Origin of the sequence: [Clostridium] symbiosum, from assembly GCA_036419695.1 — a bacterium.
GTDB classification, from domain to species: Bacteria; Bacillota; Clostridia; order Lachnospirales; family Lachnospiraceae; genus Otoolea; species Otoolea symbiosa_A.
Map to the genome: position 1 here is coordinate 2,793,727 of CP143946.1, position 15,715 is coordinate 2,809,441.

Consider the following 15,715-nt stretch of genomic DNA (forward strand, 5'->3'; position numbering starts at 1 on the left):
TTCCGCTTTTCTTTTCTCTGGTTTTATTATATAATACGTTCAAACATAGCTCAAATATTATATTATCTATATACCATATATTTTTTATACTATATCGTTCTTTGTTTCTCCTGTTTTAGAAAGGGATAGATATGACCCAGCGTGAACTCATTTACATTAAAACGGCAGCCGATGAGAAAAGCATCTCTCAGGCCGCTAAAAAACTTTATATCGCACAGCCGTCCATGAGCCAGTTCATCAAGCGGATCGAGGACAGCCTCGGAACCAGCCTGTTCAACAGGACGCCAAACGGCCTGACGCTCACCTATGCCGGTGAAAAATATTATCAGATGGCGCTCCAGGTTCTCAAACTTTATGACAATTTTGAAATGGAACTCAGCGCCGTCAACAATATGCAGGCCGGCCGGATTCATCTTGGCATCACAAGCCATCTCGGTACCGTCGTCCTTCCCAAAATTCTGCCCGGTTTCATGGAACGGTACCCCTCGATTGAAGTAACGGTGACCGAGGATACCTCCGACCGGCTGGAAGCTCTTCTCACCGCCGGACAGGTTGATTTCATCATTGCCCATGCCCCCAAGGAACCGGCCGCTCCCCTTCTGGAATATCGGTTTCTTTCCAGGGATTACTTTCTGATTGTGGCGGGCGGGAATTCCCCCCTGCATGAAATGGCATTAGAGCCAGAGCCTGGAAGTCAGGCTCCCTATCCTGTTTTAGACATCCGCCTCCTTGCCGGGGAGCCGTTCATTATGCTGCCTCCCTCCCAGAGAATCCGTCAGGTGAGCGATTCCCTTTTAAGGCAGGCCGGAATCACCCAGCCTGATATCAAACTGACGGTAAAGAATTTTTCCACGGCCCAGCTCCTGGCCGCTTCCGGTGCAGGCGTCACTTTTATTCCGCGCCAATATTCAAAACTGACTTCGATGGAAGCGGCAGGCTCCTGTTTTTCCATTCCTGCCCGCTATCATGCCTACTGGGATCTTTCCATCGGAACGTCACCCTCTTCTTTCCTGTCCAGGGCGGACCTTGTCTTTATCGATTTGATGAAAGAGCTTTTCGGATCAACCGTTTAACGGATAAATGTCATAAAAAGAGGTATCCGGTCTGAAGTTTTACATGTCCAGACCGGATACCTCTTTTATTGAATGGCAATGAAAAGTTCGCGAAGCGTGCTTTTCGTTGTTCATCTTTCATTTTTGTAAATCATACTGTTTAATCACCTAAGACGTTGACAATCTTGGCAGGTGTACGGTAATTCCATGTGGAAATCTTGATACCGTCCCTCGCATTGGATGCATGGCAGACCTGGCCGTTGCCGATGTAGAGGGCAACGTGGTTGATGGTTCCACTGCTGTTCGTATAGAATACCAAATCACCCGGCCTCATCTGTGAAGAGTTGATGGACTTACCGTAGTTCGCCTGTGAACCGGAATGGTGCGGCAGGCTTACGCCAAAGTGGGCCATAACCGACATCGTGAATCCGGAACAGTCGGCACCGCGTGTCAGGCTCGTTCCTCCCCATACGTACGGGTTGCCGAGGAACTGGGTTGCATAGTTGGCAATCTGGGTTCTCTTCGAGGATCCGGCTGCGTTGCCAGGCTTATTGCCCACGCCGCTTCCCTTGTTACCGCTGCTGCCCTTATTGCCGCTGCTTCCGCCCTTATTGCCGGAGGACTGCGGCGTCTCCTCGATCGGAGTAAACTTAATCGCCTCGTTGAGGGCATAACGTACATCCACAAAGTCGGTTGCCACGTAGGCGCTTGTGGAGTCCAGCTCAATCTCTACCCAGCCGTCCAGCTGCTTCAGTACGGCGTAGCGCTCACTGTTTGAAATCTGGGTCCAGATAGGTGACTCCGTACTCGGCTCCGTCCTTGCGTTCAGACGGTCGGTGGATACGATTGCCATCAGCTCCGCCACATTTAATGCTTCCTGTTTTGCAGCGTCTCCTGTAAGGATAAATTCAGACTTCACATAACCGGTGACGGGACCCGATTTGATCTTGTACCATTCACCGTCATCCGTCTTCTCAAGGATTTCACCGGCCGACTTACTTGTCATCTTACCGATGATCTTTCCATCTTCCTTCGGTTCCTCCCTGATATTCAGGTAATTGTTAACATTGGAAATACCCAGGTTATCATAAAGATTCAGAACCATGGTCCTGAGATCCAGCTTTCTCGCCTCATTCAGCGCATACCGCTTGTCCACAAACTCGGAAGAAATATAGCCGTCGCCGATCTGAATCCAGCCCTCCTGTTCACCGAGAATGGAATATCTCTCGTTCTTTAAAATCTGCTCCACGATCTGGGCGTCAGGACTCGGTTCGCTGCGGACATTGAGTTTATCCGCGGTAATGACCGCCATCTCTTTTACCTGTTCAAACGCTTCCATCTTGGCTGCATCGCCCGTCAGAACAAATTCGGAACTGATATATCCCGTCAGACCGCCGGAACTGATCTGGTACCAGCCCTCGGTCGAGTCGTCCAGAATCTCGCAGGCGCTTCCTCCCATGAGCTTACCGATTACCTTGGCGTCCTTGCTCGCATTCTCACGCATATTCAGATATCCTGATACCTGGACAAGCCCCAGATTATGATAGGATTCCACAACACTCTTCTTCTCGTTGTCTGTCTCCGCCTGGGCAAGCTCTTCCGCGGACAGAGTCGGCTCCGCATTAACCGGATCGGCGGTCTCCGCCTCCTCCGCGAGTCCCGCCGGAGCGGCCTCCCCCGTCTCCGTCTCCTTTACCATCCTCGCCTTGCCGGGTCCTGCAAATGTACCGCCTCTGGCCAGCTTTACCGCCACCACTACCAGAAGAACCGCAATGATTCCACCTGCGGCATACATAAAATACTTCATTGGGTCTTTACCGTTTCGCTTGTTTCTGGCCTTATTCAGCCTGCTTTTATAATCATCCGATTTCTGCTCTGCCATTAATCTCTCTCCAAACCATTGAAATTATTACGTTTTTGTTACAAAAGATACGATTCAGAAAGAATTATATCATATTTTGTCAGGAATTGCGACTATAAAAAACTTACAATTTCTGAAATAAGGGGGAGGTGAAAAATCATGACGCGGGGGAGATGGCTGGGGGAAAATGGGGAGAGGGAGGTTATGAGTCTTCAGTCCCGGCGGAGGTTACCGGTATGGGTGGGGGTTACGGAAGAAAGAAATCTCCTTCGGGGACCGCTTCCGCTGATGGAGTGCATAACGGTCACTAGGACGCCTGAAATACGCCGTCCAAGTGCCGATGGACTCCAACGTCCCCTGCGGAGATTTTTTCTTCCTCCACCCCCACCGCGGAGTCTATGACGGGACTGAAGACGCGTAGGTTTTTGCCATTTCACGCCAGCCTGCCGCCGCTGATGGGTCCTTATTTTTCAGGGGGGGGGATGGGGGACTGTCGCGGCTGCATTACCAGACATGTCACAGCCTGCCTGCTATTCTTAGAAGTTGGCGTCCTCAATTTTTGACTAAAAAACAGGACAGATATCCGCATGTCTGCAGATATCTGTCCTGTTTTTGCTTTTTGTTTATTGTTTTGTTTCTATTTGGTGTTTTATTTTGTGTATTGTACTGTGTTTTATTTAGTCTCCGAGCAGATTGATGATTCTGTACGGGTTACGGTAATTCCATGTTGAGATCCTGATACCGCTTCTGCGGCTGGCTGCGTGTACGATCTGGCCGTTTCCGATGTACATTGCTACGTGGTTGATGGTACCTCTGCTGTTGGTATAGAAGATCAGATCACCCGGCTTCATATCGCTTGATTTTATCTGTCTGCCCTGTCTTGCCTGGTCTCTGGATACACGGTTCAGGGAGATGCCGGCTACATGGCTGTAAACGTATTTGACGAAACCGGAGCAGTCGGCGCCTGTGTGAGGATCGTTGCCGCCCCAGACATATTTGCCTCCCACAAACTGAAGGGCGTAGTTTACTATCTTGTTCCGGAGGGAAACGTTCTCGTCAAGCGGTGTAAACTTGATTGCCTCGGGAAGCGCATAGCGCACGTCGACAAAGTCTGTCGATACGTAGGCCGAGGTGCTGTCCAGTTCAATCTCCACCCAGCCGTCCGTCTGCTTCAGTACGGCGTACCGCTCGTTGTTGGAAATCTGGGTCCAGATCTGGGAATCCGTGGAAGGTTCCGTCCTGACGTTCAGACGGTCTGTTGAAACAATCGCCATCAGTTCGGCAACATTCATCGCCTCGTCCTTTGCAGCCCCTCCCGTCAGGATATACTCCGCTTTAACATAACCGGTAACGGGGCCGGAATGAATCTTGTACCACTGGCCGTCTTCGGTTGTCTCAAGGATTTCACCGGCCGACTTACTCGTCATCTTACCGATGATCTTTCCGTCTTCGCTTGGTTCCTCCCTGACGTTTAAATAATTGTCAACGCTGGAAATACCAATATTCTTATAGAGGTTTAAGACCATGGACTTCATGTCCAGTTTCCTGGCCTCGTTCAGTGCATATTTCTTTTCCGCGTACTCGGAGGAAATATAGCCGGAGGGAATCTTATACCAGCCGTCGCCGTTGTCCTCCTCAATCACATACCGCTCATTCTTCAGGGCCTGTCCCACCGCGTCCGACTCTATGGAAGGTTCTTTTCTGATATTCAATGCATCCACCATGATAATGGCTCTCGGCACAACGAGTTCCTCCGCCTTTGCCTTCGCTTCGTCACCGGTTAAGACGAACTCGGAACTGATGTAGCCGGTCAGGCCGCCGGAACTAATCTGGTACCAGCCCTCCGTTGAATCATCCAGAATCTCGCAGGCGCTGTCTCCCTGCAGTTTACCAATGACATTGGCATCCGTGCTGGCGCTCTCACGCATATTCAGATATCCCGTAACCTGGACGATACCGAGCCTTGTGTAAGAGTCAATGACCGCCTTCTTTTCGTTTGCCTCCGCAGCCCTGGATGCCTCCTCCGGGCTTTCGGCAGACTCACTTGAAGAAACGTTCACATCCCCTGTTTTTCCCGGTTTTCCGCCCGCCTCTTTATTGCGAAGTTTCATTCCGGCAAATACGGCAATTCCGATGACAACGGCAACTCCCGCTGCGATCAGAGCGTATTTTTTGTAATCTCCCCGATTTCTCTTTTTCCTGGCCCTGTTCAGGGAAGCCAGGTAATCATTATCTTTTTGTTTGAACATGCGGTAATCTCTCCAATTTGTTTTTTATTAAAAACTGCATAATATTCTAAAATTTTCCTGCGCATGGCGCGTAATTCTTATTTTATCATAAATGAAGGTAAATGCCAATAAAGTTGACTCCCTGTAAATGTAAATTTTCTTTTACAAATATTAACAAATTGTGAAGTTTTATCCAGATTCTGCAAAAAAATTTTCTGTTCCCCTATAAGAGCAAAAAATACGGATACCGGAAAAATAATTTTCCACCGGTATCCGTAGGATTTCTTCTATTTTGCCAGCATCATTCTGTCGTTTGCAAATTCTTCTCCGCTGGCCGTCTCAAATTTCTCCAGAAGGTCTTCCACTTCCAGGTTCTTCTTCTCTTCGCCTGCCACATCGTAAATGATTCTGCCTTCGTGCATCATAATCAGTCGGTTGCCGATCTGGATGGCGTCTTTCATATTATGGGTGACCATGAGGGCGGTCAGGTTCTGTTCATTGACGATCTTCTCGGTCAGGTCAAGCACCTTCCTGGCCGTCTTCGGATCGAGAGCCGCCGTATGCTCATCCAGAAGAAGGAGCTTCGGTTTCTGGAGTGTTGCCATCAAAAGGGTCAGCGCCTGCCTCTGTCCTCCGGAAAGAAGTCCCACTTTACTGGTCATCCTTGTCTGAAGTCCCAGATCGAGCTGGGCCAGGGCCTGCCTGTAATAATCTTTCTCGTTATTTTTAATTCCCCAGCTGAGGCCTCTTACCTTACCTCTTCTGAGAGCCATGGCCAGATTTTCCTGAATCTCCATGTTGGCCGCCGTGCCTCTCATCGGATCCTGGAAAACCCTTCCGATATATTTTGCACGCTTATGTTCCGGCTGTCTTGAAATATTGATTCCGTCGATGACAATCTTGCCGCTGTCTATGGGATATACGCCTGCCACCATATTCAGCATTGTGGACTTACCGGCTCCGTTTCCGCCGATGATTGTAACGAAATCCCCGGGATCCAGATGAAGATTGATGCCGTTCAGCGCCTTTTTCTCGTTAATGGTGCCTTTGTTAAATGTTTTCTTTACATTCGTGATTGTTAACATTCCTCTTCATCTCCTTCCGAGTATTCTTTTCTCAGCCTGTACTTGGCGAGAACGACCGGGAAGCTGAGAGCCAGCGCAACAATGATTGCTGAGAGCAGCTTCATGTCATTGGCATCCAGGCCCATCCTGAGTACGAGGGCGCGGATTACAAAATAAACGATGGAACCCACGACAACCGAGGTCAGTTTCCAATAGAAAGAAGTCAGGCGTCCCATCAGGACTTCACCGATTACAATCGATGCCAGGCCGATTACGATGGCGCCTGTTCCCAGGTTGATATCGCCGTATTTCTGGCTCTGACATACGAGAGCGCCGGAAAGGCCTACAAGGCCGTTGCTCAGGGTAAGCGCCAGAAGTTTTGTCATCTTTGTGTTGACGCCCAGGGCGCGGACCATATCTTCGTTGTTGCCCGTCGCACGCAGGGCGCTGCCGATCTCGGTACCGAAGAACCAGTACAGGAACAGGATGATAATAATCGCTGCAATAATACCAATAATCATGGATGCCTGGGACTGGGTCAGTCCCGTCATCTTAACAAACTTGCTGATCAGTGTTTCCACTTTCAGAAGGGGAATGTTACTCTTCCCCCCCATCAGCCTTAAGTTGATGGACCACAGGGAAATCTGTGTCAGAATTCCCGCGAGGATAGCCGGAATCTCAAAGATAGTATGAAGAATGCCTGTCACGGCTCCGGCGGCCAGACCGGCCATAGCTGAAACCAGCAGTGCGACAACCGGATCAACCCGCTTGTTCACAACCAGCACAGCGCAGACACAGGCGCCCAGCGCAAAACTTCCGTCAACGGTCAAATCCGCAATGTCCATCAGACGGTACGTAATATAAACACCTAAAACCATGATCCCCCAGAGAACGCCCTGTGCCACGGCGCCCTGAAGGGAAGCTAACAAACCACTCATCTGCTATTTCCTCCGATAACTTTTCTAAAATACCTTTATCAGGCGTAGATACCGCATATCCCATATTAAGGGGACCGCTTACCAAAAAGCTGTCCCCCTGTAAACGATAACCTGAACTTAATTATTTAATGTTGGATACATCAATGCCGAGTTCGGCAGCCGTATCCTCATTCACCTTCAGAGCACACTTGGAAGCATCCAGATAGCCGATTGGCATTTCTTTGATGTCTGCGCCCTTTGTAAGGATATCCACAGCCTGCTCGCCTGCCATGTATCCTAACTGGTAGTAGTCGATACCATATGTAGCAAGTCCGCCTGCGTCTACCATGCCTTCCTCACCGCAGATTACCGGAATCTTGTTCTCTGTGGCAACCATGGATACGGTTGTCATACCGGCTGCGATCATATTGTCAGTAGGTGCATAGATACAGTCAACATTACCTACCATGGATTCTACTACGGTCTGGATCTCGTTGGAGCTGGAAACCGTATAATCTTTATATGCGATACCCGCTGATTCAAGCGCTTCTTTCGCCATATCGACCTGAAGCACGGAGTTGGATTCTGCAGAACAGTAAAGAAGGCCTACACTCTTGACATCAGGCATAATCTTCTGCATTAAATCCATCTGCTCTTTTACCGGTGTTAAATCGGATGTTCCTGAAACGTTGCAGTTCGGCTTTTCATTGCTTTCAACAAGACCGGATGCCGCCGGGTCCGTTACTGCGCTGCAAAGGATCGGGATTGTCTCCGTAACGCCTGCTACTGCCTGTGCCGCCGGTGTGGCAATTGCAAAAATCAGGTCATTGCCGTTGTTGACAAGAGTCTCGGCAATGGTCTGGCATGCCGACTGATCGCCGGAAGCGTTCTGCTGGTCAATATCACAGTCAAGTCCTGCATCCTTAAGGGCTGCCACAAAACCTTCGTTCGTCTTATCGAGGGCTGCGTGCTGTGTCAGCTGAATGATGCCGATTTTATAAGTCCTTCCGCTGGCAGCTGCCTCTGTAGTAGCTTCGGCCGTTTCCGTGGATGCAGCTTCGCTCTCCGGAGCTTTCGTCGTCTCCGGTTCTGATTTGGAACCGCAGGCTGTCATCGATGCAGCCATCAGCCCTGCCATAACAAGCGCCATAATTTTTTTTGTTTTTTTCATAGTTTCTCCTCCTGTTTTTTTGTTACAGGCCTGCCTTGCACTGGACAAATTCGGCTTAAATGGGCTGTAACGAATGATTCAATTTCTTATCCAGACTGGAATTAAAACTTATCATACTACACTTTTTGCCCGGAGTCAATTTCATTTGTTTAAATTCCTAAAAAATCAACGTATTAAAGTGCAAAAGGTGGGGATTGAGGGAGGAGAACGCCGCCGGGACGGCCGGGGGGCGGAATGGCGAGAGGGAGGTTGTGAGTCTTCAGTCCCGGCTTGCAAGTTGTCGCGGGTGGGGAATCCGGGCAGAAAAAGTTCCTTCAGGAAACGCTCGCGCTCTTTGGAGTACATAGCGGACACTAACCTCGAAAAAACCTCGGTAAGTGCCGATGAACTCCCAGGTTCCCTCCGGAATCTTTTTCTCCCTCCTTCCCCACAGGCAGGTTATGACCCGGGACTGAAGACGCCGAGGTTGCCGCATACCATTCCGGCCCGGCCTGCGGCGGCTGATTTGTTCTACTTCTTCAAATGGGAGGGGGATCGTCGCGGCCACTACATTTCCCTGATGCCGGGAATGTCCTCTTTTTGAGGCTTAGTGAGCTTCGTCTAAGACTGATGTGGGATATAGTATTGGACACTCCCCGGCATTTGCCGAAAGAAACAAACAGCCCCTGATGATGACGGACAGCGACTGAGCCTTTCGCGGTTTTAAGTCCTGTCTGCCATTTTTCAGAGGCATTTTTCTTCTTACCGTGTGTCTTCCGCAATAGGAAGGCGTACGGTAAATGTACTTCCTTTTCCGATTTCCGATTCCACCCGGACCGTGCCGTGGTAGAAATTTACGACGTGTTTGACAATGGCAAGTCCCAGGCCGGTGCCACCCTGTTTTCTGCTGCGTCCTTTATCTACACGGTAGAAACGTTCGAATATACGGTTCAGGCTTTCGCTGGGGATTCCTACGCCGCTGTCTTTTACGATCAGCACCATATCCGTATTTTCACGGCGCACTTCGACCCAGACTTCGCCGCCCGGATTGTTGTATTTCACCGCGTTGCCTATCAGGTTCATGCAGAGTTCCGTCATCTGTCTCAGGTCTGCCCGGATGGTGAAGGAATTGAGCCGCTTATGGATGAAAACATTCCGCTCCGCCGCCTGGGTGGCCAGCGAGGCGATTGCTTCTTCCAGAAGCTCCGCCGCCTGTATCTTTATAATGTCTGTTTTGGCACCCCGCGACTCCAGCCTCGATATCATCAGGATGTCATCCACGAGGCTCGCCATTCTCATGGCCTCTTTCTTGATGCGTTTCATGAAATCCTGGGTGGTCTCCTCGTTCAGGGACATACCGCTCTCCAGAAGTTCCACATAGCCCCGGATCGACGTGATCGGCGTTTTCAACTCATGGGAGGCATTGCTGAAGAATTCCTGGCGTATCTGTTTTTCCTGCTCCAGGCGTTCCAGGTATTCCTTTACATTCTGTGACATTTTTGTCGTCGTGTCCGCAATCACATTGATCTCCTGATACGGGCATCTTTCAAAATGGAAGTCCGCATAGTCGCCGTCTACCTTGAGCATCTCTTTCGAGATATCCTTCAATGGCTTGGTGATGGACTGGGAAAACCGTTCCGCCTCCATGGATGAGACGATAAAGGCAATGGCAAAGCTGAGCAGCACGGCGGGCAGGAGCATCAGCAGGTATTCCTGCATTCCGGAATAGGGCGAGGCCAGGCGCAGAATGTATTCGCCGTCCGCCGACATCCTGGCCACATAGAGCATCTGGGCTCCGAGCGTTTCCGATTTTCGGATGGAATGGCCGCTTCCGTACCGGAGCGCCTCCTTTACTTCCTCGCGTTCCATATGGTTTTCCATGGCCGCGGCATTGCTGATTTCAGTGTCCACTTCAACGCTGCCGTCCCGCTTCACAACGGTGAAACGGCTCCGGTTGGCATCGGCCGCCGTTTTGAGCTTTTCCGTCTGCTTTGTCAGATCTTCGGAATAGTCAAAGAGATTATCCACCGTCTCCAGGGCGAACATCATATTGGAGCGCGTCTTTTTCAGAAGCACGCTGCTGGTCACCACATAAAAAATGAATGTGTTTAAAGCAAGAGCCACAAATAATAACTGGATGAATTTTATAAATATGGCTTTACGCATAATCCCTTTTCCTTCCTGTTCCGGCTGCTGTTACTCCGTACACGGTAACACGCTTCGCGGAATGCGTCCCTGTAAGCAGTAACCTGTCCCAGCCTATTCTTTCTCTTTCAGAAAACGGTATCCCACGCCTCTCACGGTCTTAATCTGCTGGCCGGCGGCCTTTAATTTCTGTCTCAGCGTTTTAATATGCATATCAAGCGTTCTCGTCTCGCCGTCGTAATCATAGCCCCAGATATTGTCGAGAAGTTCATCCCGGGTCACTACGCGGTTCATATGTTCCATCAGATAGCTGAGCAGTTCAAATTCCTTTAATGTGAGTTCGGCCTTCTCTCCACAGGCGACAACTTCCCTTGTCTCCTTATCGATCTTTACATCACCGGCCGCCATGCAGGCACTCTCTTCCCGGAGCGGTCCGGTACGCTTGAGCAGGTTCCTGACACGGGCGGACAATTCCAGGATTCCGAACGGTTTTGTCATGTAATCATCGGCTCCGTTATCAAGCCCTGTTACAATGTCCGTCTCCCGGTCCTTTGCGGTCAGCATCAGAATCTGGGTGCCCTTAAGCGGCTCCATCTCCCTCACCTTTTTAATTGCCGCCATTCCGTCCATTCCCGGCAGCATCCAGTCGAAAACAAACATGGACGGCAGTTCCCGGTATGCTTCTTTTCCGCGCTTTATGATGCCGCCCAGACGGTCCAGCGCTTCCTCCGCCGTCTCAAATCCCTCCGGGCGGTATCCGAAGTTCTTTAATGCCACACAGATCAGGTTCCTGATATTTTCATCGTCTTCCACTACATAGATTAAATGCATCATTGTATCTCTTCCTTTACATATCCTGCTACGTTCATCGCGTGATCGGCAATTCGTTCATAGTTGGCAATGGCATCGAGGAAAATGACGCCGCTCTCCACCGTACATTCGCTGTTTGACAGACGGTCCATATGGTTTTCGCGCAGCTCCTCCTCCAGGTTATCCACCGTCTCCTCCCACCTGGCGGTCTGGCGGATCTTCACCATCTCTTTCTCCTCCTTCGCCTCAATGGAGAACTCCACGGCCTTTATGGCCGCATCCGAGATTTCCCTTAACTCGTTCAGCCCCGTCTCCGTAAAGGCGCAGTTGGTTTCCATTCTCTTTCTGGCCAGCTCGGCCAGGTTTTCCGAATGATCCCCGATCCGCTCCAGGTTTCCGATCGTGTAGTACATATTTTTGACCAGCAGGTGCTGATCGTCGTTCAGGGAGAGGTTGTTAATCTTCAGCAGGTATTCCGTCAGGATTTTCTCCATCCGGTCGATTGTCTCCTCATTTTCAAAGACTTCCTTACAGAACGCCTCGTTCTTTTCCAGCAGGGCCGCCGTCGCTATTTTTACATTGGCTAATGCAATCCTGGCCATGTTGATAATCTCGTGGCCTGCATTTTCAATTGCAAAGGACGGGGATTCCAGGATTCTTTCGTCCAGATGGCGGAGCATATCCGTCTCCACCGTGGGAGCTGTCTTTTCCGTGTCCTTATCTCGCACCAGAATGTCGGACGCCTTAACAAGCAGACCGGCGAACGGAAAGAGGATAATCGTATTGGAAACATTGAAAATCGTATGGAATACGGAGATGCCGACACTGTCCGCCGGAGCCGCCGCAAATACCGGGTTGGCAATAAATATAAAGAACAGGAGGAAACCGAAAATAATGGTTCCGAATACGTTAAACAGCAGATGAATCACAGCCGCCCTTTTTGCCGTACGGCTGGTGCCGATACAGGATAAAAGCGCAGTCACACACGTTCCGATATTCTGGCCGAGCGTGATGAAAATGGCCGACTGCCAGTTGACCATGCCGTTGATGGCAAGGGTCTGCAGAATTCCCACCGACGCCGAGCTGCTCTGGATAATGGCGGTAACGGCAAGACCGGTCAGAATGCCGAGAATCGGGTTTCTGCCAAGTACCCTGAATGCCTCCGCAAAGATCGGGGCGTCCTTGTACGGTTTGATGGAGCCGGACATGAAGGAAAGTCCGATAAAAAGGAGTGCAAAACCGATCAGGATTTCCGCCCCCTCTTTTTTCTTATGGCTTTTGGCAAAGAGTGTGATAAATGCGCCCACTCCAAAAAGAACCGGGGCGAAAAATTCCGGTTTTAACACCTCTCCCCATTCACTCATCGAAACAATCCAGCTCGTTACCGTCGTACCGATATTGGCTCCCATAATGATTCCGGTCGCCTGGATCAGGTTGATAATTCCGGCATTGACGAAACCGACTACCATAACGGTGGTTGCGGAACTGCTCTGAATAATCGCGGTCACCCCGGCGCCCACCAGGACGCCGAGAAGCCGGTTCGTTGTAAGAATTCCAAGCAGCTTCTGCAGCCTGTTTCCGGCAAATTTCTGAAGTCCGTCGGCCATGGCCCCCATACCGTAGAGGAACATGCCAAGACCCCCGACAAACTGAAAAATCATTCCTAAATCTGTGATTGACATACTATTTTCTCCCATCATATCATCTTTATCGTTCCAGTTCATCCTTCCGCCAACTACAGCAAAATGTTGCACAAAAACGGTATAAATCACCGTTGGCTGTAATGAAAAGTCCGCATCGCGCACTTTTCGTTGCGTCGCGCTGCGCAACCCGGGATTTTCGCAAAAAACATGCGAAAACACCTCGCGGGATGCATCATGGCTGAACTGTTACCTTTTATCTTAAATTAGTATGTCATCACTATATCAAATCTATGTAAAGTCGAAACCATGTGAATGTAAAATCAACGTAAAATATTTACCATCCCCATACATCTCGGTAAAAACGGAGTACATTCCGGTAAAAAATCTTCTCCACCTCTTCCTGTGTAAAGCCCTCGCGGTAAAGCGCCTCCTCCAGCAGATGGAGCGCCGCCGGTGAATCGATTTCCAGCGTTCCTCCAATTCCATCAAAATCGGAGCCCAGGCCGATGCACTCGATTCCTCCCACATTTCTGATGTATTTAATATGGCGTACCATGTCGCTTACGCGGCTCGTTCCTCCATCCTCTTTATCATTTAAAAAGACCGGACAGTAATTGATGCCGAGCACGCCGCCCCGTTCCGCCAGGGTCCGGATCATCTCATCGGTCAGGTTCCTCGTATGGCCTGCCACGGCTCTGGCATTGGAGTGGCTGGCGGCAAACGGTTTTTTCGTCATTTTGGCCACATCCCAGAAGCCCGCGTCACCGAGATGGGATACGTCCACCGCCATTCCCAGTTCTTCCATCAGTTCCACAAATTCTATTCCTTTTTTCTTAAGTCCATGTTCCGTCTCCGGCACCGCGATCCCCGTCTTCCAATCAATCCGGTTCGGATACGCCAGGTCATTTTCAAAATTCCACGTCAGCGTCATCATCCTGACGCCCTCACGGTAGAAATCGCGAAGCACGTCCGTGCTGCCGTTACAGATTCCGCCTTCCTCAATCGTCAGAACACCGGACATCCTCCCCTCACGGTCGTTCTGAAGAATCTCTTCCACCGTGGATGCCTGCCTGATTAAATCCTCATTCGCCGCCATCTCCTGCTTGAACAGGCTGCAGGCTCCCCTTGCGAAACCGTATGGATCCGGCTCTTCTTTCAGTATAGTAAAAAGGGCGAAATTCTGCGCAAGGCAGTCGCCCTTCTTAAGCCTGTCCAGATCAACGTGGCAGTTGTTTTCTCTTAATTTTTTTTCGTTCCCGCTCATTTTGTCAAGATAAATGGATGAGATTGTGTCACAGTGCATATCAATGAATTTCATAGCGTAACTCCTCCGGCTTTTGTTTATAGGGTGATTTTAGCACGAAGGGAAGGGGTTGGCAAGAGGGGGAAAAATCAGGACGCGGGAGGGGATGAGATGGCGGTCGGGGAAAGGGAGGGAGCGGTGGGTCTTCAGTCCCGATTATAGGTGGCCGCAGGTGGGGAATCCGGGCCGAAAGCATTCCTCTGGGGACTCGCTCCCGCTTGTGGAATGCGCAGCGCATGCTAAACTCGTAAGAAACCTCGTTAAGCAGCGGCGGATTCCAAGGTCCCCTCCGGAATGTTTTCGCCCTGCTTCCCCGGGATCGGATTGGCGGGACTGAAGACAGGGCAGGTTTTGACCCGACCGCCATCGTGGCTGCGGCTGTTTGTCGCTGATTTTTTCGGAAGGAAGGTATTGGCGCGGCGGCCGCCGGGACAGGCGGCGCAAAGCGGCGTTTTTTGCCTTTTCTATGCGTTGCTGTTAAAAACAACTGCTTTCTGTGGTAAAATGCAGCTATATGGTTCGTTTCCATCCGATAAAAATAAAGGGGAAATAGAAATGATTGATAATAACAGACATATCGTGATATCCGGTAAAGAATACCGTTTCTGTAACAAGCTGAATGATGAACCGGAACTTTTTGCTGATTTTAACCGGTTGGCCGAGGAAACCTTTGGCATCCGGTTTGACAAAGTCGGCGGGGAATATGAGCCGCATGTGCTGGCATCGGGAAATACCGTGTGCGCAAATGTTTCGGTAAACCGGATTCCATTTCTGGTTCACGGAAAAAGGAGATTCTTTATCCAGTTAGGTACCGTGATGACGAAAAAGGAGTACCGCGGACTTGGGCTGAGCCGCTTTATTCTGGAGGCGGTTATTACGGAGTGGCGGGATCAGTGTGACGCCCTCTATCTGTTTGCCAATGACTCAGTATTGGATTTTTACCCTAAATTCGGCTTCAAAATTCATACCGAATTTGAATATCTTTATGAAAAGCCGGGACAAGCCGCCTTTTGCGGAAAGAAGCTGTTTTTGGCAAACCCGGAGGATGCAGAAGTAATTTTAGCAAAATACAGGGAAGGAAATCCGTTCTCAGATTTCACAATGATCGAAAATCAGGCAGTCTTTGATTTCTACGCAGGCGGAGTCTTCCGGGATAATATCTTCTTCTCTGAAAATGACGGCGTTATCATCTTCGCCTCCTCAGAACCGGGCCGGGTGTACTGTTACGATATCTTCGGAAAAACAGATACTCCGCTTGAAGAAATACTCAAGTCCCTCCGTAATCAGGAAACCGATACCGTCACCCTCGGCTTCACCCCGAAAGATAAAGAACCGTTCGTACGGATGGAGCACAAGGAAGATGACACTACTCTCTTCCTTCTTCACTCCGCAATGAATGACGGCTCTGTAGAAGCAAAAGAAATATCGGAAACCGATATGTTCCCGGAGCTCTCCCACGCGTAACCGCCGGAAGACGCGGCCAAAAGTAAATGGCACACAGCGGGAATACAAAGCGGCCGCATCTATCACATAGCGGCCGCT

Annotated in this window: 11 protein-coding genes; 2 read left to right on the plus strand and 9 right to left on the minus strand. The window is 50.1% G+C overall.

Annotated elements, in window-relative coordinates:
* The first annotated feature begins 131 nt into the window (after window positions 1-131).
* A complete protein-coding gene (locus V3C10_12855) occupies window positions 132-1,073 on the plus strand; it encodes a LysR family transcriptional regulator (protein ID WVP60209.1) in 942 nt (313 codons plus the stop codon).
* 139 nt (window positions 1,074-1,212) lie between these two features.
* Here V3C10_12855 and V3C10_12860 read toward each other — a convergent pair whose 3' ends face one another.
* The 9 genes from V3C10_12860 to V3C10_12900 form a co-directional block, all read right to left on the minus strand.
* Window positions 1,213-2,934 carry an SH3 domain-containing protein gene (locus V3C10_12860; protein ID WVP60210.1) on the minus strand — a complete coding sequence of 574 codons (1,722 nt, stop codon included), beginning with the start codon at window positions 2,932-2,934 and terminating at the stop codon, window positions 1,213-1,215.
* A gap of 656 nt (window positions 2,935-3,590) precedes the next feature.
* The gene (locus tag V3C10_12865) at window positions 3,591-5,162 is read right to left on the minus strand and encodes an SH3 domain-containing protein (GenBank protein ID WVP60211.1); all 1,572 of its coding nucleotides are present in this window, start codon (window positions 5,160-5,162) and stop codon (window positions 3,591-3,593) included.
* A 266-nt stretch (window positions 5,163-5,428) separates the two neighbouring features.
* Complete coding sequence (locus V3C10_12870; GenBank protein ID WVP60212.1) at window positions 5,429-6,226, minus strand: ABC transporter ATP-binding protein; 798 nt, start codon at window positions 6,224-6,226, stop codon at window positions 5,429-5,431.
* Window positions 6,220-7,143, minus strand: coding sequence for an ABC transporter permease (locus V3C10_12875; GenBank protein ID WVP60213.1), 924 nt, complete (start codon window positions 7,141-7,143; stop codon window positions 6,220-6,222). The genes V3C10_12870 and V3C10_12875 overlap by 7 nt, the downstream gene beginning before the upstream one ends.
* 121 nt (window positions 7,144-7,264) lie before the next feature.
* Window positions 7,265-8,293, minus strand: a complete 1,029-nt coding sequence (locus tag V3C10_12880) for an ABC transporter substrate-binding protein (protein ID WVP60214.1) — start codon at window positions 8,291-8,293, stop codon at window positions 7,265-7,267.
* Window positions 8,294-9,034: 741 nt separating this feature from the next.
* Complete coding sequence (locus V3C10_12885) at window positions 9,035-10,438, minus strand: ATP-binding protein (protein WVP60215.1); 1,404 nt, start codon at window positions 10,436-10,438, stop codon at window positions 9,035-9,037.
* Window positions 10,439-10,531: 93 nt separating this feature from the next.
* A complete protein-coding gene (locus V3C10_12890) occupies window positions 10,532-11,248 on the minus strand; it encodes a response regulator transcription factor (GenBank protein WVP64625.1) in 717 nt (238 codons plus the stop codon).
* Complete coding sequence (locus V3C10_12895; GenBank protein ID WVP60216.1) at window positions 11,248-12,909, minus strand: Na/Pi cotransporter family protein; 1,662 nt, start codon at window positions 12,907-12,909, stop codon at window positions 11,248-11,250. The genes V3C10_12890 and V3C10_12895 overlap by 1 nt, the downstream gene beginning before the upstream one ends.
* 295 nt (window positions 12,910-13,204) lie before the next feature.
* A complete protein-coding gene (locus V3C10_12900) occupies window positions 13,205-14,188 on the minus strand; it encodes a dipeptidase (GenBank protein ID WVP60217.1) in 984 nt (327 codons plus the stop codon).
* Between the two features lie 540 nt (window positions 14,189-14,728).
* Between V3C10_12900 and V3C10_12905 the strand changes: the two genes are divergently transcribed.
* Window positions 14,729-15,637, plus strand: a complete 909-nt coding sequence (locus V3C10_12905; GenBank protein WVP60218.1) for a GNAT family N-acetyltransferase — start codon at window positions 14,729-14,731, stop codon at window positions 15,635-15,637.
* Window positions 15,638-15,715: the final 78 nt, after the last annotated feature.